The following is a 23,811-nucleotide window of genomic DNA, read 5'->3' on the forward strand; positions in this document are numbered from 1 at the left end:
GGGTATAATTCACCCCATCTGTCTGGTGACGATGGCAGAGAGGTCACACCTGTTCCCATACCGAACACAGAAGTTAAGCTCTCTAGCGCCGATGGTAGTTGGACTGACGTCCCGCGAGAGTAGGACGCTGCCGGGCAGAAATATGCGATGAGCCGCACCGAGACCGTTCAGGTCTCTTTTTTTTGTGTTCTTTTAATGTGTCCTGCTTCGCACACAGGAGAACGCCACCATAAAAGTGTTTTAATCATCATATTAGATGTTACAATAGATATTATTAATTAACGTAGGTGAATCATTGATGAAACTGATAATTAACTCTTTAGAAGAAATGAATATATTCGCAGCTCGCCTTGCTAAGCGTGCAGTGCCTAATGACGTCTATTTGTTAAAAGGTGACCTTGGAGCTGGTAAGACGACTTTCAGCCAGTTCTTCGGCAAAGCGCTCGGCGTAGCTAAAACGATCAGCTCGCCGACATTTACCATCATCAAATCATATGACGGCCGCATGCCATTTAACCATATGGACTGCTACAGACTGGAGAATAGTGACGAAGACCTTGGATTTGATGACTATTTTTACGGTGATGGTGTTACGCTGATCGAATGGCCGCAGATGATTGAAGAGTTTCTGCCGCCCGGCTACTTAACGATAACGATTGAACGAATTTCCGACGATTCCCGCCAGGTGACTGTGACAGCAGAGGGAGTACACTACAACAAATTACTGGAGGCACTGAACGATGAAGTTACTTCATATTGATACAGCGAATCAGCCCTTATCCGTGAGTGTGAGCGATGGCATCGAAGTGCTGGCTGAATTCAACAGCGCAAAGAAAATCAACCATTCTATCACGTTAATGCCGGCTGTTGATTATGTCATGAACTATGCGGGTTTAGAAATGAAAGATTTAGAAGGCATTGTCGTCAGTAAAGGACCGGGCTCATATACCGGGCTTCGCATCGGCGTGACTGCTGCTAAGACACTTGCTTATACATTGAATATACCGCTCTATGCGGTATCGTCATTAAAGGCGCTTGCGGCAACAGTGAGAATGCATGAATTTCTAGTGGTCCCTGTCATCGATGCGAGAAGAGATGCGGTTTATACAGGTATTTACCGCTATAAAGGTGTGACTATTGAAACGATTAAAGAAGACAGCTATATGACGATTGCTGAGCTGAATGGCTACTTGAAAGACCAGCATCTGCCGTATTTATTCGTCGGTATGGATGCTGTGAAGCTTGAGCAGCAGTTAAAAGGACCTGTCTTCTACTGCATTCCGCGGAGTGTGGAAATGCGCCGGTTGATTGGTGATGCAGTCGACGTTCATACATTTGAGCCGACTTACTTAAGAATATCGGAGGCTGAACGCAATTGGCTGAACAACCAGGGTTAACCATCAGAAAAATGACAGTTGGCGATGTCCCGGCAGTCTATGACATAGAACAGCAGAGCTTCCCGTCCGGTTCATGGACGATGGATGCATTTTACCATGAGCTTGAAAAAAATGAATTCGGTCATTATTTTGTTATGACATTAGACGACCAGGTGATCGGTTACCTTGGCCTCTGGATTGTCATTGACCAGGCACAGATTACGACGGTCGCTATAGCTGAGACGCTTCGAGGCTGTGGTTATGGTCAGCTGCTCCTTGAGTATGTCATGAACTACGCGCGGATGACGTGTGAGATGATGAGTCTTGAAGTGCGTGAGGAAAACGCTGCGGCAAGACATGTCTATGAAAAACTAGGATTTTCGTACGGCGGCCTGAGACGTGATTACTATGGTCCCGGCCAGGATGCGAAAGTGATGTGGGTGAGGTTAAAAAATGAATGATATAACAATTCTTGCAGTGGAAACGAGCTGTGATGAGACAGCAGTCAGTATCGTCAGAAACGGCCGTGATGTGCTCAGTAACAGTGTGAACAGTCAGATAGAGTCACATCAACGATTCGGTGGTGTTGTACCTGAAGTAGCAAGCCGTCATCATGTCGAGAACATTACAATGGTGATTGAAGATGCCTTGAAAGAAGCACAATTGACGATGGAGGAGATTGATGCAGTCGCTGTCACGGAAGGGCCCGGCCTGATCGGTGCCCTGCTTGTCGGCATCAACGCAGCGAAAGCTCTAGCCATCAGCCATAACAAGCCGCTTATTCCTGTACATCATATCGCCGGCCATATTTATGCCAATCATATCGTAGCACCGCTGAAGTTCCCGCTGCTTGCCCTTATTGTGTCAGGCGGTCATACGGAGCTTGTCGTGATGCGTGACCACTTAAACTTTGAAGTGATCGGCGAGACACGTGACGATGCAGTCGGAGAAGCTTACGATAAAGTGGCGCGGACGATCGACCTGCCGTATCCAGGCGGTCCTCTTGTCGATCGCTTAGCGGCAGAGGGAAAAGACACATTAAACTTCCCGAGACCCGTGCTGGAAGGTTATGATTTTAGTTTCAGCGGCCTGAAGAGTGCTGTCATTAATACGCTGCATAACAAAAAGCAGAAAGGTGAAACAGTGAAGCCTGAAGACGTGGCAGCAAGCTTCCAGGCAAGTGTGGTCGACGTGCTGAGCAAAAAGACATTTGAGGCACTTGAAGCTTATGATATTAAAGAACTGATTGTCTGCGGCGGCGTGGCAGCGAACAGTGGACTTAGGAAGCGATTAACAGCAGAAGCAGCAGCGCATCATGTTGAGCTTCATATTCCGCCGCTGAACTTATGTACGGATAATGCAGCCATGATCGGTGCCGCCGCTTATTTCCTATACCGGCAGCAGCATTTTGCAGATTACAGCCTGAACGGCAGAAGTTCACTTGATTTATAAGGCCAGGAATTAATTTTCTGGTCTTTTTTAGTATAAATTCTGGTGATTGAGTCAAATAGAACATACGTACCTGTACACAAGTTGTTAACATATTGTGGATAACTTTTGAAGGAATAACTATTTTACACGAAAGGATACGTATGAAATTTTCAGATTTCTGTGGATAACTAGAATAACTTTGTGGATGGCTGACAATATCGCATCTTTCCTGTGAATAACTTTGTGCACAAAAAAAGAACCGGCAATTACTCCGATTCTTCAAGCAGTGCTTCAAGTTCTGCCCACTGTTCTATCGCTTCTTCAAGAGTGGACTGGGCTGCGAGCAGCTGCTGATGAAGTTCGTAGCTCCGCTGGCTGTCATTGAACACTTCCGGCAGCGTCAGCGTATGCTCAATGTCTGCAATGAGCGTTTCCTGGGCCGCCACTGTTTCCTCCAGCTGCTGGAGAGCGCGCTCCATTTTGCGGCGTTCTTTCCGTGCCTGCTTGTTGTCTTCATAGCTTGATGTTTTCGGTGCAGCAGCCTGCTCTTGCTGGTCATATGCTTCATGAGCGGCACGTTCTTCTTCTTTCTCGATGAAATAAGTGTAATCCCCGAGGAATAATGCAGCGCCTTCAGCAGTGACATTGAGTACTTTCGTTGCGATACGGTTGATGAAGTACCGGTCGTGAGAGACAAACAGCACAGTGCCCGGGTAGTGAATCAATGCTTCTTCAAGTATTTCCTTGGCAGCGATATCCAGGTGGTTGGTCGGCTCATCGAGTATGAGGACATTGTTGTTCTCAAGACTCAGCTTCGCCAGCTGCAGCCGTGCTTTTTCGCCCCCGGATAAGTCGTTGATCGCTTTCTTCACATCGTCCTGCACAAACAGAAAGCGGCCGAGCACCGCACGGACATCTTTCTCCGGCATCGTCGGATAATACTGCCACAGTTCTTCCAGCACTGTGTTCGATGAACTGAACTCGGCCTGCTTCTGATCATAATAACCGATAGTGACGTTCGCACCGTATTTAATATGGCCGCTAATGGCCGGCAGCCGCTTCGCGATTGTCTTGATCAATGTCGTCTTGCCGATACCGTTCGGTCCGATGACAGCGATCGCGTCCTGTTTCTTGACGTCGAATGAAATCGGGGCTGTAATCGGTGTCTCATAGCCGACTTCCAGCTGCTCCGCGCTCAGCACATCATTGCCTGATTCACGGTCAATGTTGAAGTTCAAGTTGACGGAATGGTCATCGAGCTTCGGCGCTTCGATGCGTACCATCTTCTCCAGAACTTTCCGGCGGCTCTTCGCCATCCCTGATGTTGACGCACGTGTGATGTTCTTCTGGACGAATGTCTCCAGACGTTCAATCTCTGCCTGCTGCCGCTCATATTCTGCAGTCATCTTATCGTAGAATGCATCGCGTTCGATAATGAACTGCGAATAGTTGCCGACATATTTTGTGACACGTCCAAGTGCCACATCATAGACCGTCCCGACGACTTTATCGAGAAAGTAGCGGTCATGTGAAATCAGAATGATGGCGCCTTTATAAGTGAGCAAGTAGTTTTCGAGCCACGCCGTTGTCTCCATGTCCAGATGGTTCGTCGGTTCATCGAGCAGCAGAAGGTCTGGTTCCTGCAGCAGCATCTCAGCGAGTGCAAGACGCGTCTTCTGGCCGCCTGAGAAGTTATCAATCTTCTGATTGAAGTCTTCTTCTCTGAAATTCAGACCGGTCAGGACGGTCTTGATTTTATGGTCGTATTTATAGCCGTCCTCTGCTTCGAAAGCCGCCTGCAGCTTCTCATAGTCAGTGAGCTTCTCCTGATATTCGGCGGAGTCCGCCTTGTCGCTCTCATCACTTAAATATGCGGCTATGTCCTGAAGTTTCCGTTCCATGGCCACTAAGTGCAGAAACGGCTTCATCATCGCGTCATAAACTGTCCCGTCAGCATCAAGTGTCATCTGCTGGGTCAAGTAGCCCATCCGTATATTTTTGGCGAGCATGAGATGACCGCTGTCGTAGCTTTCGACGCCTGCCAGAATTTTCATCAATGTTGTTTTGCCGGCACCGTTTCTCCCGACAATAGCCACGCGGTCGTTAGATTTAATTTCAAATTTAACATCGGCAAACAATGTGTCGCCGGAAAATGATTTAGTGAGTTGACTTGCCTGTAAAAGAATCATGATTTCCACCTCTCATCCATTTTACATGAATAACGGATGAGTGGGAATCTGAAAGCGTGTCACATAATTTTCACTTAGTAAACAGGGGCATTACATGGTATAATAAATTGCTGTGAAGTATATCACAATACATTAGAAACTGGGTGATCGGGATGTCGAAAGAAGAGATAAAAATTCCTAAAGCCACCCTGAAACGATTACCGCTTTATTATCGATTCGTGGACACATTGTATAATTCCAATGTCGACCGCGTCTCGTCCAAAGAATTAAGTGAAGGCCTGCAGATTGACTCCGCGACCATCAGACGGGATTTCTCATATTTTGGAGAACTCGGCAAGAAAGGGTACGGCTACAATGTAGCGTATCTGCTCAATTTCTTTAAGACGACTCTGCAGCAGGATATGATAACAAAGGTGGCAATCATCGGGGTCGGTAACCTTGGGACTGCCTTAGTGAACTATAACTTTACGGTCAGTGACCGGATGAAGATTGAAGCGGCATTTGATGCAGATCCCGCGGTTATCGGAAAGCATATCGGTAAAATTGAGGTGCAGGACATTGAGCGCTTCGAGCAGATAATCGAAGCGCAGGATATTCAGATTGTCATATTGACAGTGCCCGGCACTGCCGCACAATCATTAGCAAATCGTGTGACAAAATCAGGGATTAAAGGTATATTAAACTTTACACCAGAACGTTTGACCGTACCGAGCGGCGTACACGTCCATCACATTGATTTAGGTATCGAATTACAGTCTTTAATATTCTTTATGAAAAATCATTAGGAGGAAGAAACATGTTCTTAATTACTACATTAGGATTTGCTTCACCAGCGATTCTTGTATTCCTTGGTGTCATTGCCTTGATCATATTTGGTCCTAAGAAATTGCCGGAATTCGGACGCGCGATGGGTTCATCGCTGAAAGAATTCAAAGATGCGACAGACGGCATTATGAAAGACCACGATAAAGACGATAAAGACGTTCGTAAATAAGTTGAAAACGGCAGCTTGTTGCCGTTTTTTTTATGGGGAGGGAAATACCTCGAATGAGTAAAGACGATTTAACGATAATCGAGCATTTGGAAGAGCTGAGAAAGCGGCTGATGATCATCGCCTACTTCCTTGTCGGTGGTGTAATGGTCGGCTTCTTCTTTGGTAAGCGCGTCACAAAGTTTCTGACGAAGGATGACCTGCCGCCGGAAATCACATTGCACTACTTCAAAGTGACCGATCCTTTGACCATCTATATTACGGTGATTATGCTGATTGCCATCATTATTATTTCGCCGGTCATTCTTTATCAAGTATGGGCCTTTGTCTCGCCCGGCCTGCATCCGAAGGAACGGAAAGTCACATTGAGCTATATTCCAGTCAGCATCATCTTGTTTTTGATTGGTCTGACGTTCAGCTACCTTATTATCTTTCCTTACATGATTCACTTCACGATTGGACTGGCAGCCGATATGGGGGTCAATCAGCTGATCGGTGTCAGGGAATATTTCAATGAGCTGCTGAAATTCACTATTCCTTTCGGCTTCGTCTTCCAGCTGCCGATACTGCTGTTATTCCTGACAAGGCTCGGCATCATCACGCCGGTCATTTTAAAGAAGAACCGGAAATATGCATACTTTGCGCTCATGGTTGTAGCAGCGATTATCGCACCGCCTGACGTCATGACGTATGTGATCTTCGTGCTGCCGATGATTGTCCTGTATGAAGTCAGCATCCAGATCAGCAAAATCGGCTACCGTCAGTATTTGAAGGCGGAGCAGCAGTTACTGCAGGATGAACTCAATAACGATTAAACCATCTCAATCTCGGGATGGTTTTTTTGTGTCTTCATGCTAAAATTAAGTAAACAGTACAGCAGAGGGAAAGAGGCGGATTAAATGGAATGGACGAGAGAGATGCGTTACAGGAAACTGAGCGACGTGCCGGAAGAAGAATATTTGAAGCTGCTTGATGAGACGGACCGTGCGCCGTGGCGTCAGCACTTCCATATTCAGCCGCCGACCGGTCTGCTGAACGATCCGAACGGTTTTGTTTATTATAAGGGCGAGTATCACTTGTTCTATCAGTGGTTTCCGCTCGGTGCCGTGCACGGCGTTAAATACTGGTATCATTTGACGTCACATGATTTAGTCACGTTCAAAGCGCACGGCGCTGCACTCGCACCTGATACTACGTTTGATTCTCATGGTGTCTACAGCGGCTCAGCTATTGTTGTAGATGAGCAGCTGCACGTTGTGTATACCGGTAATCATCGCACTGCGGACTGGGAACGCATCCCTTATCAGCTGGTGGCAGTGCTCACGTCTCAAGATTTTGTGAAGCGCGAACAGCCGATCATTAAAGGACCTCATACAGGTTACACAGAGCACTTCCGTGACCCGAAAGTATGGTTCGACAACGGCAGTTATTTTGCGGTCATCGGTGCACAGCGGCTGGATCAGACAGGGACTATCGTCGTCTACCGGTCGCCTGACTTTAAAGACTGGGAGTTCGTCTCTGAGCTGAAGACCGATTATACCGACTTCGGTTATATGTGGGAATGCCCCGACTATTTCGAGCTGGATGGCCACGACGTTATACTGTTCTGTCCGCAGGGAGTCGAAGCGGATGGGGAGCAGTACAAAAATATTCATCAGTCCGGCTACCTGCTCGGTACGCTGGACAAAGAGACATTTCAGATGACACATGGTGACTTTATTGAACTGGATCATGGCTTTGATTTTTATGCACCGCAGACGACGCTCGCTGAAGACGGCAGACGTCTGTTGATCGGCTGGATGGGACTGCCGGACACTGCTTATCCGACTGATGCGTACAACTGGGCGAACTGCCTGACGATACCACGTGAGCTGACAGTGGAAGACGGCCGGCTGCGGCAGCGTCCGCTTAAAGAGTGGCAGAAACGCAGAGGGACTGTTGAGACAGCGGAAGGGTATGCGATGAAGCACAATATTAAGCTGCATCCTTACGAAGGAAACTGCTACGAGCTGCTTGTCGATATCATTGAGAATGAATCAACAGAATTTTATATTGAGCTCCGTGTCTCTAAAAAGGAATCGACGCTGCTGAGCTACAATCAACGCGAACGCCGTTTCACACTTGACCGGTCGGAAAGCGGACAGCTGGCGGGAGACGAAGATACGAGGCGGTCTGTTGTGCTGGAGCATGATTTAAGGCACATCCAAGTTTTTATGGATGAATCGAGCATTGAGATTTTTCTGAACCATGGTGAGCGCGTGATGACTGCGCGTATTTTTCCGGCCGGTGATGCGCGCGGGATCCGAACATCGACAGAATCAGGGCAGGTTTATTTTAAGTTTACGAAGTATCAGCTCTTGCAGCACTAGAGGAGGCGGCACGGTGTTTTCTGTACTGGTAGAGATTGCTGAACGGCGACATGCATTGACGCAAGTAGAGAAGCGCATTGCAGACATAGTCGTGGAGCATGCTGAATGGGTGACGCAGGCGACGATTAAGCAGCTTGCGATTCGTGCCTCAGCAAGTGAAGCTGCGGTCGTTCGTTTCAGTCGGACGATCGGACTGCGCGGCTTCCGTGACTTGAAAATCCAACTGGCACGTGAGCTTGATGGTCCGGTCGGTAGCCAGCAGGGAATGACTTTATCTGACCCCGTGGATGAACGAATTGCTAAAATATTTCAGCAAGCTGTTTATGCACTCGACAGAACTGAGAGATTAATAGAAGCGGCAGCTGTCCAGGAAGCAGCGGTCTGTCTTAAAGCAGCAAGTTATATACTGCTTGTTGAAGCGTGTGATTCAGTAGTGATGACTGTCTTCAAACAAAAGCTCGCACATCTTAATAAAAGAACAGAAGTAGTGCATGACAAAGGAGCTGCGGCAAGCGCGATAGTTCATATGTCTAAAGGGGACGTCATATTTACAGCTGAGCGGACGGAATCTTTCGAAGAACTCCTGAGCTATGCGCGAAGTAAAGAGGTACGAGTTATAGCACTTGGTCAGCCGTCCTATGCTGATATTAAACTGCTGACTTATAAAGAAGAGGATAATTATCCTATGCTGTCGATGACTGAATACTTGACACAAGTTGTAGTGATTGACTGTGTGTTTGCGGTCTTATGCGGGCTGATGGAGGAAACCGTCATGCATTACATAAGCGGTCTTGAGGAAGTGCAGGGCATCGTTGCAGCAAAGGGCCGCCCGGACGAAAATAGCCGGGAGAATATTCGCAAGGGACCGCTCAGGCGAAAATAGCCGGGAGAATATTCGCAAGGTACCGCTCAGGCGAAAATACTTGCAGACGCCACAAAAAAGCCGCTCAGCTGAGCGGCTTTTTAAACTATTTCTTAATGATTAGACGGTTTTCGACAGGTAAAATGTCTTTTGGACCCGGCTCTGACCCGATAGAGCCGAATGGCATCTGGGCAATCAGGCGCCATGTTTTTGGCAGGCTGAATGTTTCGTAGACTTGTTCGTCGATGACACCGTCATAGTGCTGTAATGACGCGCCTAAGCCTTTAACGGCGAATGCAGTCCAGATGGCATACTGGTGCATAGCATTTGTATGCTCGCTCCATTGCGGAAACTTGGCAGCGTAGCTCGAAAATTTCTCCTGTAATCCCTTGACGACTCCTGTGTCTTCAAAGAATAAAACAGTGCCGTAAGCTGCTTTGAAACTATTGATCTTCTGTTCAGTTGCTGCGAAGTCACGGTCTGCACCCATTACCTCCTGCAGCGCATCTTTTGTTAAGTCCCAGAGTTTTTTATGGTTATCGTTCAGCAACAGTACGATACGTGTGCTCTGTGAATTGAATGCTGATGGTACAAATTTAACTGCCTCTGTTAAAATCTTTTCGATTTCAGCATCTGATATAGGAGATTTCGGTTCTAAGTGATACACTGACCGTCTTTTTTCCATTGCCCCTTCTAAATGCTTGTATTCCTGCTTGTCATCTTTTTTGTTAAATAAACTCATCATAATCACTCCTTCAATAGATTATCAGTATACGGCTACTGTTTGAACATGACCCGGATTCCAATGCCGTTCGGATCTCTTACAAGTTCTGAGTTCCCGTCTCTATCAGTAGTTAATCCTAATTCCGTCAATTTATTTTTAAAATATTCGAAATCCTCGAAATTCGGGAAGTTGATTTCATATTTACGGAGGCCGGGATCATTCAGTTCAGCTGTATCTTCTGCCCGTCCCCATGTATTCAGACCGAGATGGTGATGATAACCTGCGGCACTCATAAAGGCTGCCTGACTGCCGTACAAAGTCATGACATCAAGACCGAATACATCTTCGTAAAACTTAATCGTCTCCGGTAATTCTTTCACCGATAAATGAACATGCCCCATCACTGTATCAGGGTGAAGCCCGTTAAACGAAGAGTCGTCATTCGCATCAAGCACGCCCTGGTAATCCATCTCGACTGTTCCCATATTGATGAAGCCGTTATCGTCATACGTCCACTCCATACTTGGCACGTCGCGGTATATTTCAATGCCGTTCCCTTCAGGGTCCTGCAGATAGATGGCCTCTGACACAAAGTGATCGCTTGCGCCGCTCAGCGGATAACCGGTGTTGATTAAATGCTGGAAGACATTGCCGAGCTCCGTGCGGGAAGGCACAAGGAAAGCCATATGATAAAGGCCTGCCTGTCGTGCTTTACGCGGTGATGTTGTTTCATAAAGATAAAGCAGCGGCTGTTCACCGGTGCCGAGCATCGTGTACTGACTGTTACGCTCTATAACTTTCAACCCGATAATATCAGTATAGAAGCGAATAGAATTATCCATGAAATTCACGTTTAAATGTACAGCCCCCATATGAGTGTCAGTCGTAAAAAATTTAGTTTCCATATTGACTCCTTGATATATATTTTATACTTACTACTTACAATATTATCATTCATCCAAAAAGTAAAGTCGTAACTACAGATGCTTATTACAGCATTTTAACTATTAATTAAATAAGGAATAAAGATATTGCAGTCGTATATATATTATTAAGAATAGATAACAATACCGGAACTTCACCCTATTCCTCAGCGCTATCTTATATAATTAGTATAACCATAAATTGGAGGAATTAATTATGCATAAGTTTAAATACTCTATTTGTCTGACAGTGCTTTTTTCCGGTGCGCTGGTAAGTTCAATAACTTATGCTGCAGAATCTGAAAATAATACAGTGCCTGCTGCGGGCGAAGTAGCAGCGACTGAAGCGGCAACTGGAGAAAACAAAACCGTCGTATCGTCTGAAGTGCCGCCGGTAAATGTTACTGAAGCAGCGGCTGAGCCAGTCACTGAACAGCCGGCAACTGAGTCAGCATCAACGGAGCAGCCGACGACAGAACGTCCAATGACGAAGTCAGAAATGATGGAATCGGTACCAGTAGAAGCAGCAACGTCTGCTCCTGCAGCGGCAGAACCTCAAATGACCGAATTTCAGGAAACCGAATCAGTAGTAGTGGAAGACAGCACAGCAGAGATTGAAGTGGTGTCGCCTGAAAATCTGCCTGTGAATTCTTCTGAGGAGGCGGCATCTGCGCCAACGACCGAACCGGCTACAGCTGAAGTGCCGTCTGTAGAACCTTATTCAGCTGAAACGCCGTCTGTACACAGTGAACAGTCAGTGCCTGAGCAACCGGCATCGACTGAGCAACCAGCATCAAATGAGCGGACGGCTCCAGAAGGAACGGCTGAACCTGCGCGTCCAGCTGAACCGTCGACACCGGCAACAATTCGGCCGGGTAAGTTCTCGCCGGTTGAGGGAGAATCTTACTACCGGTCTCTTGATCATAAAGTGAATCAGCTGGTCACTCAACAAGTCCCCGGACATCAGGCGGGAACAGCAAAAATCGCTGAGCCGCACGTTGAAAAAAAAGCCGCTGAACAGCAGCCTGCCGGAAATCCGCCCGTTGTACAGCAGTTCACTGAAAAAATGCCTGCTGAACAACAGGCTGCTGAACACAAGGAAGTTCATCAAACGAGCGGAACACAGCTGAAACAACTACCGGACACCGGACAACACACGAATTTGCTATGGGCAGGAGTGAGTCTGTTATTCGCAGGCCTATTATTCCTTCGTAGATCGTTCATCCATTAATCAATCACATATAAAGCGGCAGGGATTCACAAGAATCCCTGCCGCTTTTTTGTGTATTAAAACTGTGAGTCGTCGATGCTGTCGATATAATCTTCAAGATAGTCGACAACTTCTTTAAGTGTTCCCTGCTCAAATGGTGATTTTAATCCCGCTTCTTTGACAAGTGCATTGAACGGCATGGAGCCGCCTAATCGGCAGAGATTCAAATAATCATGCCATGCACCATCGAAGTCTTCACGGCTGCGCTTGAAGAACTGGAAGGCGCACAGTTGAGCAAGTGTATAGTCGATATAGTAGAACGGCGAGCTGAAGACGTGTCCCTGGCGATGCCACAAGGAACCTTCTGACAGGGGATAAATACCATCATAATCACGATGAGGTAAATATTTCTCTTCAAGTTCCGTCCAGACGCGGCGGCGTTCTACAGGGGTCATACCAGGGCGTTCATAAACTCTATGCTGGAACTCATCAATGGCAGCGCCGTACGGCAGGAAATGAACAGCGTCGCCGATGTGCTTGTATTTGAACTTGTCGGCATTGGCGAAGAATAAGTCCATCCATGGATACGTGAAGAACTCCATGCTCATAGAGTGAATTTCGCATGACTCATGGGTCGGCCATAAGTAATCAGGTACTTCAAGGTCACGTGATGAGTACACCTGGAACGCATGACCCGCTTCATGCGTCAGCACAGTAATATCATGATCCGTCGTGTTGAAGTTCGCGAAGATGAACGGTGCATTGTAGTTATCGATGAACGTGCAGTAGCCGCCTGCTTCTTTGCCTTTTTTAGCTTCGATGTCAAACAGTTCCCGCTTCATCATGAAGTCGTAGAACTCACCAGTTTCAGCACTGAGCGCTTCATACATTTTGCGGCCGTTCTCTAGAATAACAGCCGGTTCATCTTTCGGGTTTTCGTTGCCGCTCAAAAAGACGATGACTTCATCATAAAATTTCAGTTTGTCGACACCGATGCGTTCAGCCTGACGGTCGTACAGCTTTGTTGCAAGCGGAACGACATGGTCTTTAATCTGTTTCCGGTAGCTGCTCACCATCGTCTGATCATAGTCGATGCGCTGCATCCGCATGTAACCGAGCTCGATAAAGTTCTCGAAACCGAGCGTCACGGCAATTTTGTGGCGCACTTTGACGAGACGGTCATAAATATCATCGAAGGCATGGAGATTGGTGCTCATGAATTCCTGTACTTTTAATGCAGCCTCTTTACGGACAGCACGGTCAGTCGACTGCGTATAAGGTGCCATCTGTGCAAGGTTCAGCACTTTGCCGTCGTAGTCAATTTCAGCGCTGGCAATCAGCTTGGAATATTCGCTGCTGATCTTGTTCTCTTCATTGATCAAGTCTTTGACGTCATCTGAATAGGAATTGACGACGTTGTAAGCGAGGCTGAACAGCTGAGAGCCGAGTCGCTCTTCCAGTTCATCCTTGAATGCGCTGGTCGTCAATGCTTTGAAGTAATCGGCTTCAAGTGCTGCAAGTGCTGCTGCATGATCGTCAAAATAATCGCGTTCATCGGAATAGAACTGGTCATTCGTGTCGATCGATGCACGGATCATCGCTAATGAATAGTTAGTGTTAATGTCGTTGCGGATTTGATTCAGCTCTTTGATCACTGCAAGCTGAGCCTCTGCTGATTCAGCAGCAGAAAATTTCTCGAGCAGTATGTCAAAAGTCTGCTTCGTCGCACCAAGGTCAGGGCGCTGATAAGTATAATCTTTAAAAGTTGTAGTCATCGATATCCTCCTTTGTTTATCTTCTTTAATATTACAATAGTTGTTCGGGATTTGAAATATATTTCAAAAGGTGTTATATGTTATTATGGAACGAAAAGGGGATGATAGGATGACAAAAGTAAACGAAGAATTAGCGTTGAAAGCAGCAGAGCTTGTCCGCTTGACTCATGAGGCGAAAATTCCGGTCATGGTTTTGTTTGAAGGGGTAGCGGCATCTGGGAAATCACGGCTTGCTAACGAACTGCTGCTGGCGCTCGATGCGAAGTATACGCAGTTCTATGCGACTAAAACTCCGACGCCTGAAGACTTGCGCATGCCGTTTCTGTTCCCTTACTGGACCAACCTGCCTGCAAGAGGTGAAGTAACTCTTTACTTCCGCAGCTGGTATGCGAGTCTTCTCGACTACGAATATCATGGCTTTAAAAAAGATATTTACAAAGACTATCAAGTGCTGCAGCAGGAAATCGAAGGCTTTGAAAAGCTGCTCATCAATGACGGCTATGAAATCATTAAGTTCCATGTGGAAATCAGCGAGGATAAGCGTCAGGAGCACATCGAGAAGACAAAAGAAAATCCACTGACACGCTGGAAGGCTGAAGAATTTGAGCATGCTATTCCGAAAGAACTATACGAGAACGGCATGAAGGAACTGATCAGCAATACCGCTGATATTTCGCCGTGGACGACGATCAACTATACAGAACGTACGCAGGCCATTAGCGAGATGTACGAAGTGATCATCGACAGACTGGAAAAGGCACTGAAAAAGTATAAGAAAAAGAAAAAGCCGGAAGTGGACGGCAAGTTCACCGCGGATTTCACGACAGACCTCTTTGTCGATACAGAAGACGACATGTCCAAAAAAGACTATAAAGAACAGCTGCCTGCACTGCAAAACCGCATGCGTGAAATTCAATATGCACTGTATGAGCAGAAAGTGCCGCTCATTCTTGTGTATGAAGGAATGGATGCTGCCGGTAAAGGCGGTAATATTAAACGCGTGCGTGAAGCGCTGGACCCGACCGGCTACGAAGTGAACGCGATATCAGCGCCGACTGAAACAGAGCTTGCCCATCCTTATTTATGGCGCTTTGCAGTTGACCTACCGCGAACAGGACACATTGAAATCTTTGACCGCAGCTGGTATGGACGCGTGCTTGTCGAACGTGTGGAAGGCTTTGCAAGTACGACTGAGTGGCAGCGGGCTTACGAAGAGATTAAGGAGTTTGAGAAGAGCCTGATTACTGAAGGGGCAATCATCATTAAATTTTTCCTGGTGCTGGATAAAGATGAGCAGCTGAAGCGGTTTGAAGACCGTGAGAAGACGCCTGATAAACAGTGGAAGATCACTGATGAGGACTGGCGCAACCGTGAGAAGTGGGACATTTATCTGGAAGCGAGTAAAGATATGATCGAAAAAACATCAACGGATGATGCGCCGTGGGTCATCGTTCCTGCCAACAACAAAAAAGCAGCCCGGATTAAAGCGCTGAAAACAATCATCGGGCACTGCGAGAAACGGCTCAATATTTAACCCCATACAAAAAACGCCAAGTGAGAGCTTGGCGTTTTTTTATGGATTTGATTACAGCCAGTGTTTAACACTCAGCCAGATGAACTGTGTAGACAGTTTTGCTTTTTGTGCGGCCTGCTCAATCTGGTCACTGAAGACGAGCTGCATGAGGACAACGAATGTGTTCATCGTCATATGGGCGACAATCGGCACGATAATGCGTCGCGTCGCTACATATAATCCGGCAAAGACGAATGCCATTCCCATGTAAATCAATGTATGGTCGACATCATTATGCGCAGTCGAGAAAATCAGACCGCTGATTGCTCCGGCAACAATGAAAGCGGCAGCACGTGGTAACTTAATCAGTTCGTATAGTTCTCCGAAGATAACTTTGCGGAAGACAAATTCTTCCAATATCGGACCGACGACAGAAATAAGGACGATGAACACCGGGAATTTCCGGGCAATATCCAGTATATTCGTCGTATTCTGGCTTTCAACCGGCTGATTGAAAATATAGACGTTGATCATATTCATGATCATCTGCGCGAACAGCGCCAGGAACAGCCCGGCAACCATCCATATAATCGTATAGCGCCAGCGTTCTTTCGGCGAGCGCTCCAATGCTGTTTCATTGATAATGGAACGGTTGACAAAATAGACAAGAATAGCGGCGATGATAAACCCGCCGACTAGAAAGGGAATGGTTTTTGCGTACAGTTCATTAGGTGTTAATCCATCATTTTGATAGATCAGCAGGGGGATGAGTGATGACAGCTGTGACGCTGCGTAAATCAGGACAATCAGAATATTGGCCCAGAGACGTCTAATTTTCATGGTTTGCTCCTTTATGACAAGATACTGTCTTATTGTACATTAAATTCTGTGACGCGTAAAAAATTAATGCAGCAAAATAATTGCTTTTTTGACCTTCTTTGATTATTATTTAATTGTTAGCACTTCACATGACAGAGTGCTAGGTCATTTTACAATCTGAGGAGGAAGTATCGTGTTAAAACCATTAGGTAATCGTATCGTAGTTGAAAAAACTGAAAAAGAACAGACAACAGCAAGTGGTATCATCCTGACTGAATCGGCAAAAGAAAAGTCAAATGAAGGTACAGTCGTTGCTGTAGGACCTGGACGTTTACTTGATAACGGGACACGGGCTGAAATGGAAGTTTCAGTAGGCGACCGCGTCGTTTATTCTCAATATGGTGGTACTGAAGTGAAGCTTGGAGAAGATAAATACTTAGTACTGACTGAAGAAGACGTACTTGCAATCGTACAATAAAACTTTAAAATTTCTAAATATGCTTACTATCAAATAGGAGGAATTATTAGAATGGCAAAAGAAATCAAGTTCTCAGAAGATGCTAGACGTTCAATGCTTGCAGGTGTTGATAAATTAGCAGATGCAGTCAAAGTGACTTTAGGACCTAAAGGACGTAACGTTGTTTTAGATAAAAAATTCGTCGCACCATTAATCACAAATGACGGTGTAACTATCGCGAAAGAAATCGAGCTGGAAGACCCTTACGAAAATATGGGGGCGAAACTCGTTGCAGAAGTAGCGAATAAAACCAACGAAATCGCAGGGGACGGTACAACAACAGCGACAGTTCTTGCACAGGCGATGATTCAGGAAGGCTTAAAAAACGTCACAAGCGGTGCGAACCCGGTCGGCATCCGTCAAGGAATCGACAAAGCAGTCGCTGTCGCTCTTGAAGAGTTAAGAGCAATCTCTAAAGAAGTATCAAGCAAAGAAGAGATTGCGCAGGTCGGTGCTATCTCAGCTGCTGACGAAGAGATCGGTCAGTTCATCTCTGAAGCGATGGAGAAAGTCGGTAACGACGGTGTCATCACGATTGAAGAATCTAAAGGCTTCAAGACAGAGCTTGAAGTTGTAGAAGGGATGCAGTTTGACCGTGGTTACGCGTCACCTTATATGGTCACAGACTCAGATAAGATGGTAGCAGATTTGGATAACCCGTATATTTTAATCACAGATAAGAAGATTTCTTCATTCCAGGACATCCTGCCGATTTTAGAGCAGATTGTTCAAACATCACGTCCATTACTGATTGTCGCTGAAGATGTCGAAGGCGACGCACTGACTAACATCGTCTTAAACCGTCTGCGCGGCACGTTCACAGCAGTCGCAGTGAAAGCACCGGGCTTCGGTGACCGCCGTAAAGCCATGCTTGAAGATTTAGCGATACTGACAGGCGGCCAGGTCATCACTGATGACTTAGGTCTTGAACTGAAAGAAACTTCAATCGACATGCTCGGTACAGCAGCGAAAGTCCATGTCACTAAAGACGATACAACAATCGTTGAAGGTGCAGGCGACTCAAGCAACATCGACGCACGTGTCGGACAGCTGAAAGCACAGATTGAAGAAACATCTTCTGAATTCGACAAAGAAAAACTGCAGGAGCGTTTAGCGAAGCTTGCAGGCGGCGTGGCAGTGATTAAAGTCGGTGCCGCAACAGAAACAGAACTGAAAGAGCGTAAACTTCGTATCGAAGATGCACTGAACTCTACACGTGCAGCAGTAGAAGAAGGTATTGTCGCAGGCGGTGGTACAGCATTAGTATCCATCTACAACAAAGTTGCTGAAGTAGAAGCAGCAGGCGACGTCGCAACAGGCGTCAAAATCGTCTTGAAAGCATTAGAAGCACCGATCCGTCAGATCGCTGAAAATGCAGGTCTTGAAGGCTCAGTCATCGTTGAGAAAATCAAACACGCTGAAACAGGTGTCGGTTACAATGCAGCGACAGACGAATGGGTGAACATGATTGAAGCGGGTATCGTGGATCCGACTAAAGTGACACGTTCCGCATTACAGAACGCAGCATCCGTCGCAGCGATGTTCTTAACAACAGAAGCAGTCGTCGCAGACATCCCGGAGAAAGAAGCAGCACCAGACATGGGAATGGGCGGCATGCCGGGGATGATGTAATATACACAACAAGAGATGTCCAGCCGGACATCTCTTTTTTGTTTCAAGGTGAATCTATAGAAGAACAACGAGTGGCCGGTAAATGGTCACTCGTTATAGTTTGTAAGGCTGCTTGCCGATAACGTATTTGAATATCGGGAAGTCACGGAGCAGTGTGCCGACACCGATGCAGCATCCAAGGACGATGATGATTGACGTCGAGATGAACAGGATGGTATGTTCCTGGAAGCGTGATGTATAGTTGTAGACAGCATCGAGTATCAGTGGGTGGAACAAGTAGATGAAGAATGAATAGGCGCTGATCTGGGCGGCTGTTTTGGGCATAAATGAAGTCATTGTTGTACTGACTCTCAGCATTAATAGAAACATGCAGGCAGTGAATAAAATAGTCGCATAGTTAAAGCTGCTGACATCCCAGTAATCGTGCTGCTTGATGACTATGAACAGCATATAGGAGGCAATGGCCATGATGATGACAACTGTCGTATGTTCTTTGACGAATGTCAAAAAGCGCTCGTAATTCAGTCCGATATATGAACCGATGAAATAATAGCTGATCCATCCAAGTATGAAAGTATCGGGGCTGAGCGGATAATAAGCGGCCATAAACTGACGGAAAGGCTCAATCGTGTTGTGGGCGAATAAATAAGCGGTATTGACAGCGAAAGCAGCGACGACCGCTAATTTAGAGCCCAGCAATCCCGGAAAGTATTTGTAGACAATGAGATTCAAGAGAAAGAACTGGACGATGACGATGACGAAGTAACCGTGCCAGTTGCCTGAGACAACGGCAAACATGAATTCATGCCAGTAAGTGTGACCGTTCGCCTGGCTTTCACTTAAGCTGTAGAACAAGCCGATGATTAAATAAGGGACGACGATAAAGCTGAACCGTGAGGACAAGTAATTTTTAGGCAGTGCTGCTTTATAGTTCATCGTGACAAGCAGCTGTGACAGCATGATGAATCCCGGTGTGCCGAAAATAATGGCCATTCTGATCCAGTAGATGACTTTGATCTGTTTATCGTCCGGCTGATAGTTCAATGTATATTCTGTCAGTATATGTGTCGTGATGATTATTAGACAGAAAATAATCCTTAAATAATTCAGCTCTGTCTTCGGCGTCTTTATATTCATTGAAATCCCTCCCATGTTTTGACAAGTGTATTGAATGAATCGTCATTGATCAAAATGCGCGGGAGATAGTAATCGTCGCTGTCAGGAGTAATGACATCGTCTTCCAGCGTAAAGCCGTACGTCAGCTGAGTCTTTTTGAGCTCTTCAATCACTTCATCATCAATCTGACCATAAGGATAAGCCATCGCTGTTACGTTACCATTTAAGTTTTCTGCCAGATAATCTGTACTGTTGTTGATGTCCTGCTGTATAGCGGCCTGATTTTCCGGTCTGATGAACATCGATGTTTTTTTGACTATCGAATGCAGTTTGTCTGTGTGCGAGGCGAATGTCCATAACCCCGAGTCCTCCATCGCTTTTAAGCCGCTATAATCTATCATCTTTAAATTATGGAAGTTCGGATTGCCGACTTCTCCTGTAATGACAAAGCCGGTAGCAGGTACATTATATTTTTTGAGTATCGGCTGCGCATTTTTTTCAATGGTGGAATCCATGTCATCGAAGTTGATCCAGACGCAGCGGGCAGGAAAATGCCCGGATTCCTTATAGCTGAGCAGTTCATCAAGGGTTACAAAACGTGCATTGTGAGCGGTCAGCCATTTCAGCTGGTTGTCGAATGATTGATCAGTAATGCTGTAAATATTAAGCTCCTTGCTGTTGGACAGCAGCATCAGCATGCTGTCAATAAAGTTCTGCTCACGGACACGGTGATAATTTAAGCCGAGACAGGCATTTTTGTCTGCCGGCAGTTTCTTAACAGCTGCTGCTGAATCGTTGACGATTAATGACAGCACAAGGAGCAGCAGTAGCATATTAAAGAACTTCTTTGCTGCGCCGCGATACTGATCCGACAGCAGAGAACGGCGTCTTGATTGAGAACTGACTGAACGTTGTCGTCTGATGCAGATGAACGTTAAATATAAGGTGATCACCACGGCAATCAGCGTGAAAAGTCTATATAAGATGATGATTTGATCGCGTTCGATATTCAGCATCGTTCTGATTAACTGGATGAGATAAGTGTCTGTGTTCAACAAAGTTGCCGCTAAGACGGCTATTACCATAAAGCAGTAACTCCATAAAATCGCTGAGCACAGTAAAATAAATAATTCACGTATCCAGTTCAGTCTTGATTTGACCACTGGATACTGCCTCTGTCTGGACTTGTCCATGTCGCAAACACTCCTTTCTTACGCTTCAATGCTTTAGGTAGTGCAAATACGACGACGACTGCATTGATCAGCCAGTAGAACGTTGGATACCAGCTCAGGAAGAACAAGTAACCCCAATGATGTTTTTCGTATCTGCTGTCAATTAACATGGCGATGGAGAACTGAACTAAGTTGGTGACAGTCATCAAAAATGCTGAAAGTATGAAAATGGAAAAGTGATATTCATAGTAGTAATAATCCAGGAAGTTAAAACTTAGGAGAGATGCTGCTAAAGTAAATAACGTACTGTACACCCAGATGATTGATAACACTTGTTCAAAATACAAAAACCATAAAGGGAAATTGAATTTTGATACAACGCTCTTAAAGTCTCTTAACAGTACTTCGTGACCGCCCTGAGCCCAGCGCACACGCTGCTTCCAGAGACCTGACAGTGTTTCCGGGACAAGCATCCAGCATAAGGCGCGCGGCTCATAGCGGATGCCGTAGCCGCCTGTGTGGAATTTCCAGGAGACGGCGATATCTTCAGTAATCATATCGATATCCCAGAAACCGACATCTTCCAGCGCTTTTTTGTTAAATAAAGTGAATACGCCGGAAATCGTATTGACGTAACCGTTCATCGTCTGCGCCCGTTTGATGCTGCCGATCATGCTGGCATATTCAACTGTCTGTATTTTTGCGAGCAGTGAGGACTTATTACGTATTCTTGGGTTGCCGGTCACTGCCCCGAGCGTTGAATCATCAATTAAATGTTTAATCATATAATACGGCGCGTCATCATCCATGATTGTATCAGCATCAATACACATGATGTAGTTGTAGCGGGCGGATTTCACAGCTGTATTCAAAGCTTGAGCTTTCCCTTGGTTGACTGTTAAATCGATGAACTGGAATGTATACTGCGTTTTCAGTTTTTTAATAACGGCGGATGTCTGGTCTGAACTGCCGTCGTTAATAATGATGATTTCTTTCTTCGGATAGCTTAATGACTGAAGATTTCTGATGGTCTCTTCAATTGTCTCAGCCTCATTGTAACAGGGCACTAAAAATGTGATGCCTTCCTCGCTTGACATCTGCTGCTTCCATTTCAGTTTTCTTTCTATAATCAAGTAATAGAATAAAGAGCCGATCACCCAGAAGAGCGCCATAGTAATGGGGTAGAACAACAGGAATGCACCGAATGCATTAATTAAGGCTGTCAAATAGAATCATCTCCTTCTAGTCAATGGATTGTATTGAAAAGCAGAATCATTAATGAGATTTAACTTTCCATATGAGAATAGTAATATTTAAAATAAATAATAAAAAGTGTCATATCTATTCATAATGTCTTCTTTTATACATTAAAATAATGAATTAATAAAAGATAGAATTAAATATCTTACACTATATGCTAATAGTATTTTATAATTTTAATAAAGTATCCATTGACAACTATAAAATATGAGCCGTTCTTTTATCTTGTAACAATATATGGTTTAATAGTTAGATTATAAGGTATGAGTTATTATGTAGATCGGCTCTGACATGAAGAGCACAGATAGAGGTGTTTATTATGGATATTAAATTACTGCTGCTTAAGGACTATATTGCAGGAGCTAATCGCACAAGAGAACAAATCGCAGAATACTTGAATGTTTCCAGCAGACAGTTAACACGTATGCTGAAAAAATGGGAGAATGAAGGTCTGATAGATTACAAAGCAGGAAACGGCAGAGGGAATAACTCGAAAATAGACTTTAAAATGGATGTAGAAGAACAAGTGATCGACTATTTTTTCGGTGCTATAGAAAAGAAGTCTATTGAAGAAATTACGCAACTGTTGAAGCTGCCATTGCCGCAGCGGGTGAAACGACAAATCCATACAGTGATTAATGACGCTGTCGCTAATGCGAGAAATGAAAAATGCTATATCTACCCTGACTTCAGTTATATGGAATACATCTCATTCATACCCTCCTCATACCATCCGCTGACACTACTGGATCCCAACACTTCACTGATCATTGTTAACACGATGAGCCGGTTATATCACTTCAACGAAAAAGGAGACATTCAGCCGTTTCTTGTCATCTTTGAGGAATGGCATGAAAATATTTTAACGCTTCATTTAAAACGGAATGTAAAATTCTCTGATGGAACGGTCATGAATGCAAGATGTGTGGCCACCTGTCTTAACGAGCTGATTACCCATGAACGCTATAAGAGGTTCTTCAGTACGGTTGAATGCATTAAGGCGAGCGGGCTCTATACTGTTGAAATCACCGGCACGCAGCATATTGATTCCATCCGCGAGAAGCTGACGACTTTGCCTGCTAGTATTTATAAAGAGAAAGAAGGAGAATACATTGGTACCGGACCGTATTGTATCGCTGAGAGACAGCGGGACACCTTGAAACTTGAGTCCAATCTCTTCTATTTCAACAATACAAGTGATATTACGACTTTATGGCTCACGACCGATAAAGAGGAATACAACGATTTTTTGAAGGCACGTCAGTTCACCGAGCTCACTGCTGATGAAGTGGTCAGTATGGAAAGTTTTATATTTAATCCCCGGAGTGACAGACTTAATATTAAGCAGAGACGTTATTTGTCGCTTCGGATAATGGACTACTTTGCGCAGCAAGGTGGCACTTCGTCCTGTCGGCTCTTCGACACATATTTGTCTGCTCTTGAGAGAATACGGGACAATGAAGTGATATTTAGTGACGCTGTTAAAATATTGGTCCGGCAGGATTCAGACCATCATTTAAAGCTGACAGATTATTTACAAAGCGCAGGCATTCCGCTTGAAGTCGTGATGACCTCGTCACATGATTTTAAGTATATGCATCTGGATGACTCGGATGCCGATATCATCGGTATGAATGAAATATATGAACCGGACCGATTATTCTATGGCTGGCTGCAGTGCAGCAAATTCAAAGAGTGGTTCAAAGACATGGCCTGCAGTACGAAGCTCCGATATATATACACTAACCGTCACGCGGCATACTGGCCTTATGCAGAGCGGATGTACGGGGACTACTTAATGAAGCAGGCATTGTTTATTCCTGTCTACAGAATAGAGCATCATTATCGCTTTCCTTCTTCGTTTAAAAATGTCAGACCTGGTCACTTTGGTATTGTCGACTACAGTAAGATCATTGTGACAGCAGCATAGGA

General features: G+C 45.4%; 22 protein-coding genes and 1 rRNA gene. 15 read left to right on the forward strand and 8 right to left on the reverse strand.

Annotation, left to right across the window (positions count from 1 at the left end; translation table 11 throughout):
• Positions 1-21 precede the first annotated feature (21 nt).
• The 5 genes from rrf (at position 22) to tsaD (ending at position 2,828) form a co-directional block, all read left to right on the forward strand.
• Positions 22-136: ribosomal RNA gene (gene rrf / locus ERX35_RS10430) — 5S ribosomal RNA — on the forward strand.
• A 162-nt stretch (positions 137-298) separates the two neighbouring features.
• The gene (gene tsaE / locus ERX35_RS10435; protein WP_149459837.1) at positions 299-760 is read left to right on the forward strand and encodes a tRNA (adenosine(37)-N6)-threonylcarbamoyltransferase complex ATPase subunit type 1 TsaE; all 462 of its coding nucleotides are present in this window, start codon (positions 299-301) and stop codon (positions 758-760) included.
• Positions 741-1,397, forward strand: coding sequence for a tRNA (adenosine(37)-N6)-threonylcarbamoyltransferase complex dimerization subunit type 1 TsaB (tsaB, locus tag ERX35_RS10440; protein WP_149459838.1), 657 nt, complete (start codon positions 741-743; stop codon positions 1,395-1,397). The genes tsaE and tsaB overlap by 20 nt, the downstream gene beginning before the upstream one ends.
• Before the next feature lie 11 nt (positions 1,398-1,408).
• A complete protein-coding gene (gene rimI, locus ERX35_RS10445; RefSeq protein ID WP_149459883.1) occupies positions 1,409-1,837 on the forward strand; it encodes a ribosomal protein S18-alanine N-acetyltransferase in 429 nt (142 codons plus the stop codon).
• A complete protein-coding gene (gene tsaD / locus ERX35_RS10450) occupies positions 1,830-2,828 on the forward strand; it encodes a tRNA (adenosine(37)-N6)-threonylcarbamoyltransferase complex transferase subunit TsaD (RefSeq protein WP_149459839.1) in 999 nt (332 codons plus the stop codon). Before rimI ends, tsaD begins: the two co-directional genes overlap by 8 nt.
• Before the next feature lie 245 nt (positions 2,829-3,073).
• On the opposite strand, the gene ERX35_RS10455 is transcribed toward tsaD, so the two are convergent.
• On the reverse strand, positions 3,074-4,996 hold the full coding sequence (locus ERX35_RS10455) for an ABC-F family ATP-binding cassette domain-containing protein (protein WP_149459840.1): 1,923 nt from the start codon (positions 4,994-4,996) through the stop codon (positions 3,074-3,076).
• Between the two features lie 152 nt (positions 4,997-5,148).
• Between ERX35_RS10455 and ERX35_RS10460 the strand changes: the two genes are divergently transcribed.
• From ERX35_RS10460 to ERX35_RS10480, 5 genes are all read left to right on the forward strand, one after another.
• Entirely contained in the window at positions 5,149-5,781 is a 633-nt protein-coding gene (locus ERX35_RS10460) for a redox-sensing transcriptional repressor Rex (protein ID WP_149459841.1), read from the forward strand.
• Positions 5,782-5,792: 11 nt separating this feature from the next.
• Positions 5,793-5,990, forward strand: coding sequence for a twin-arginine translocase TatA/TatE family subunit (gene tatA, locus ERX35_RS10465; RefSeq protein ID WP_149459842.1), 198 nt, complete (start codon positions 5,793-5,795; stop codon positions 5,988-5,990).
• A gap of 53 nt (positions 5,991-6,043) precedes the next feature.
• Entirely contained in the window at positions 6,044-6,802 is a 759-nt protein-coding gene (gene tatC / locus ERX35_RS10470; RefSeq protein WP_149459843.1) for a twin-arginine translocase subunit TatC, read from the forward strand.
• An 84-nt stretch (positions 6,803-6,886) separates the two neighbouring features.
• On the forward strand, positions 6,887-8,356 hold the full coding sequence (locus tag ERX35_RS10475; RefSeq protein WP_149459844.1) for a glycoside hydrolase family 32 protein: 1,470 nt from the start codon (positions 6,887-6,889) through the stop codon (positions 8,354-8,356).
• 13 nt (positions 8,357-8,369) lie between these two features.
• Positions 8,370-9,239, forward strand: a complete 870-nt coding sequence (locus ERX35_RS10480; protein WP_170234615.1) for a MurR/RpiR family transcriptional regulator — start codon at positions 8,370-8,372, stop codon at positions 9,237-9,239.
• Between the two features lie 85 nt (positions 9,240-9,324).
• On the opposite strand, the gene ERX35_RS10485 is transcribed toward ERX35_RS10480, so the two are convergent.
• Positions 9,325-9,960, reverse strand: a complete 636-nt coding sequence (locus ERX35_RS10485; protein ID WP_149459846.1) for a nitroreductase family protein — start codon at positions 9,958-9,960, stop codon at positions 9,325-9,327.
• A 35-nt stretch (positions 9,961-9,995) separates the two neighbouring features.
• Positions 9,996-10,847 carry a VOC family protein gene (locus ERX35_RS10490; protein ID WP_149459847.1) on the reverse strand — a complete coding sequence of 284 codons (852 nt, stop codon included), beginning with the start codon at positions 10,845-10,847 and terminating at the stop codon, positions 9,996-9,998.
• 235 nt (positions 10,848-11,082) lie between these two features.
• Between ERX35_RS10490 and ERX35_RS10495 the strand changes: the two genes are divergently transcribed.
• Positions 11,083-12,096, forward strand: coding sequence for an LPXTG cell wall anchor domain-containing protein (locus ERX35_RS10495; protein ID WP_149459848.1), 1,014 nt, complete (start codon positions 11,083-11,085; stop codon positions 12,094-12,096).
• A 56-nt stretch (positions 12,097-12,152) separates the two neighbouring features.
• On the opposite strand, the gene ERX35_RS10500 is transcribed toward ERX35_RS10495, so the two are convergent.
• The gene (locus ERX35_RS10500) at positions 12,153-13,850 is read right to left on the reverse strand and encodes a M3 family oligoendopeptidase (protein ID WP_149459849.1); all 1,698 of its coding nucleotides are present in this window, start codon (positions 13,848-13,850) and stop codon (positions 12,153-12,155) included.
• Positions 13,851-13,959: 109 nt separating this feature from the next.
• Between ERX35_RS10500 and ERX35_RS10505 the strand changes: the two genes are divergently transcribed.
• Complete coding sequence (locus ERX35_RS10505) at positions 13,960-15,384, forward strand: phosphate--AMP phosphotransferase (protein ID WP_149459850.1); 1,425 nt, start codon at positions 13,960-13,962, stop codon at positions 15,382-15,384.
• Positions 15,385-15,435: 51 nt separating this feature from the next.
• On the opposite strand, the gene mroQ is transcribed toward ERX35_RS10505, so the two are convergent.
• Positions 15,436-16,203 carry an intramembrane glutamic endopeptidase MroQ gene (gene mroQ / locus ERX35_RS10510; RefSeq protein ID WP_149459851.1) on the reverse strand — a complete coding sequence of 256 codons (768 nt, stop codon included), beginning with the start codon at positions 16,201-16,203 and terminating at the stop codon, positions 15,436-15,438.
• Between the two features lie 172 nt (positions 16,204-16,375).
• Here mroQ and groES point away from each other — a divergent pair, with 172 nt between their 5' ends.
• Positions 16,376-16,660: a co-chaperone GroES gene (gene groES / locus ERX35_RS10515; RefSeq protein WP_149459852.1), complete on the forward strand. Its 285-nt coding sequence runs from the start codon at positions 16,376-16,378 to the stop codon at positions 16,658-16,660.
• A 51-nt stretch (positions 16,661-16,711) separates the two neighbouring features.
• On the forward strand, positions 16,712-18,331 hold the full coding sequence (groL, locus tag ERX35_RS10520) for a chaperonin GroEL (RefSeq protein ID WP_149459853.1): 1,620 nt from the start codon (positions 16,712-16,714) through the stop codon (positions 18,329-18,331).
• Between the two features lie 93 nt (positions 18,332-18,424).
• Here the strand turns inward: groL and ERX35_RS10525 are convergent, their stop codons facing one another.
• Genes ERX35_RS10525 through pgaC form a run of 3 tightly spaced genes read right to left on the reverse strand, consistent with a single transcriptional unit; the run spans position 18,425 to position 21,791 of the window.
• The gene (locus ERX35_RS10525; protein ID WP_170234616.1) at positions 18,425-19,468 is read right to left on the reverse strand and encodes an acyltransferase family protein; all 1,044 of its coding nucleotides are present in this window, start codon (positions 19,466-19,468) and stop codon (positions 18,425-18,427) included.
• Positions 19,465-20,640: an intercellular adhesin biosynthesis polysaccharide N-deacetylase gene (gene icaB, locus ERX35_RS10530; protein WP_246143164.1), complete on the reverse strand. Its 1,176-nt coding sequence runs from the start codon at positions 20,638-20,640 to the stop codon at positions 19,465-19,467. The genes ERX35_RS10525 and icaB overlap by 4 nt, the downstream gene beginning before the upstream one ends.
• Positions 20,592-21,791: a poly-beta-1,6-N-acetyl-D-glucosamine synthase gene (pgaC, locus tag ERX35_RS10535; protein ID WP_246143165.1), complete on the reverse strand. Its 1,200-nt coding sequence runs from the start codon at positions 21,789-21,791 to the stop codon at positions 20,592-20,594. The genes icaB and pgaC overlap by 49 nt, the downstream gene beginning before the upstream one ends.
• A gap of 407 nt (positions 21,792-22,198) precedes the next feature.
• Between pgaC and ERX35_RS10540 the strand changes: the two genes are divergently transcribed.
• Positions 22,199-23,809 (forward strand): SgrR family transcriptional regulator, encoded by a 1,611-nt coding sequence (locus tag ERX35_RS10540; protein ID WP_149459855.1) that lies wholly within the window; start codon positions 22,199-22,201, stop codon positions 23,807-23,809.
• The last annotated feature ends 2 nt before the right edge of the window (positions 23,810-23,811 follow it).

Source organism: Macrococcus equipercicus, assembly GCF_004359525.2.
GTDB lineage: Bacteria > Bacillota > Bacilli > Staphylococcales > Staphylococcaceae > Macrococcus > Macrococcus equipercicus.